3 protein-coding genes are annotated in these 2,022 nt (G+C 64.5%); all 3 read right to left on the bottom strand.

Annotated features, from left to right (window positions below; all coding sequences use genetic code 11):
- Window positions 1-52: 52 nt before the first annotated feature.
- The gene (locus UK12_RS43830; protein ID WP_052682408.1) at window positions 53-409 is read right to left on the bottom strand and encodes a DDE-type integrase/transposase/recombinase; all 357 of its coding nucleotides are present in this window, start codon (window positions 407-409) and stop codon (window positions 53-55) included.
- Between the two features lie 76 nt (window positions 410-485).
- Window positions 486-680: a hypothetical protein gene (locus UK12_RS37085; RefSeq protein ID WP_052682406.1), complete on the bottom strand. Its 195-nt coding sequence runs from the start codon at window positions 678-680 to the stop codon at window positions 486-488.
- Window positions 677-985: a transposase gene (locus UK12_RS32370; RefSeq protein ID WP_082120139.1), complete on the bottom strand. Its 309-nt coding sequence runs from the start codon at window positions 983-985 to the stop codon at window positions 677-679. Before UK12_RS32370 ends, UK12_RS37085 begins: the two co-directional genes overlap by 4 nt.
- Window positions 986-2,022: the final 1,037 nt, after the last annotated feature.

Below are 2,022 nucleotides of genomic sequence, written 5' to 3'. Positions count from 1 at the left end.
TTATCGTGACAGGAGCCGACTCTCCCCATCGACTGCCTCATGTTCAACTTTCTTATCTCTGTTTGGAGTTCGACCGGTTGAGTCCACCCTCGCTGCCGCGGTCCGAATGAAAGATGCAGCCGCGCCCCAGGCCGCCGCGGCCGGCCGCCATCCGCAGCGCGGCCACCGGCAGCTCGGCGCGGTGGCGGTCGGCCATCGCGTAGCCGACCACCTCACGGGTGGCCAGATCAATCGCGGTGGCCAGGTAGAGCCAGCCCTCCTCGGTCGGCAGGCAGGTCATGTCGCCGACCAGCCGCACCCCGGGGCGAGGCGCGGTGAAGTCGCGCCGGATCAGGTCCGGAACGAACACCGGCCTGCGGGTCTGACGGGTCAGGCCGCGGCACCGGCAGCGGGTGGTGCCCGCGCTCACGCATGATCCGCTCCACCCTCTTTCGGTTGACCACGCGGCCCTGGCGGCGCAGTTCCGCATGCACGCGCGGGACGCCCTAGGCACCCCTGGACGCCAGGTGGATCACCGTGATCTCGGCCGCGAGCAGGCCCTCCTCCCACCGACGGGCCTGACGGGCTTGCCCACCGGCCCGCCAGACATAGAAGGAGGAGCGGGAGACGCCCAGCGCCCGGCAGATCCGCTTGACGCCCCAGGCGCCGCGGTGGTCCTCAACGAAACGGAAGCGGATCACCGTGTCGTCTCGGCCCCGAAATAGGCAGCCGCCTTGCGAAGGATCTCGATCGTCTTCTGCTGCTCAACCGTCTGCCGCCGCAGCCGGGTGAGCTCCTCGCGCTCGGCACTGGTCAGCTCACCCGGGCCCCCCTCGCCCCGGTCGGTGCGATCCTGCTTGACCCAACCCCGCAGCCCCTCCGGGCCGACCCCGAGCTCCCGGGCAATCTCCGTGACGTTCCGATGCGGCGAAGACCGAACGAGCGCGACCACGTCCCGCTTGAACTCCGCCGTATACCGCTTACTCATGTTGTTCTTGATTCCCACCTGGCACTGCTTCCTCTGGGCTCACATGTCTCAGCCTCCAGATGTCAAACCGCAGGATGGAACTTCAAGAAGTGACCGGACCCGGAAGTCATAATTGTTCCAGCTGAATCACGCACAGCCGCAGCAAGGTTCAGGACCGTGATACAAGCGGACGAGTACACCTTTACAGTTAGCCGCCGTGGGGGTAAGTCCACCCTGTGGATGATGGCGACCACTGACACTGCGATGGCGCGACAAGAAGCGTAGGCGCGAAGAGCGGCAATCACCAGGTAGCGATCCCCATTATCGCCCGCACAATATCCCCACCCACTCCCGATCACCCACCCATGCGTAAATATTATTCTTTTACATTCAGTGGAAGTGCGCTCGCCGATCAGAGTCAAGCGTGCACAATCTATTGAAATGGCGGCCGCCGGAGAGATCAGCCCTCCCGCGTCGCGGAAGACATGAAGAAGCGCCGGACGGTAACGGTGAAGAGCTGGACCACCGGCGCCGTCGGCATCAGGGACCTGCTGCGGGGCATGGGGCCACGGGTCCACCGCGCACGTGGTCGACGGCGCTGCAACAAGTGCTCAGCCGTGAGACCTCATTGGGAACAACCGTGACTGGCTTGACTGCCACCTCGTTACATTGCCAGCAACAGGTGCTACCGAAGGGGGCAACCCATTCACCCCACTGAACGATTTCGCTCGACCCGTCAGGAAAGTCTGATTAATGGGCGATGGGGATGAAACGTCCCGCTATCTTCCCTGCAATCAAGTCGGCGTTCGGTAATGTCAGATTTCACCTGCCTTCCTCTTTCCGGCTGCCGACCTGCCGGTCGGCCGTCCGATGAAGGCGAACTGCCTTTCAGAGCGGCAGGCGCCACCTGGACCGCAATCCGCCGGGCCATGACTGTACTGGTTCGAATCGGCTGGAGTGTCCTGCTCCAGCCGATCCACAGCAGGGGAGTTCGTGCGCTGATGACCATTGACCACGAGAGCGTGCCGCGTCCAGGACGCCCCCTGCCGAACTCCCGGCGGACCGCCGCCGCCATC

The organism is Saccharothrix sp. ST-888, from assembly GCF_000955975.1.
In the GTDB taxonomy this organism is placed as follows: Bacteria; Actinomycetota; Actinomycetes; order Streptomycetales; family Streptomycetaceae; genus Kitasatospora.
The sequence above is the reverse complement of the archived record's forward strand: the minus strand, read 5'-3'. Positions and strand labels throughout refer to the sequence as shown.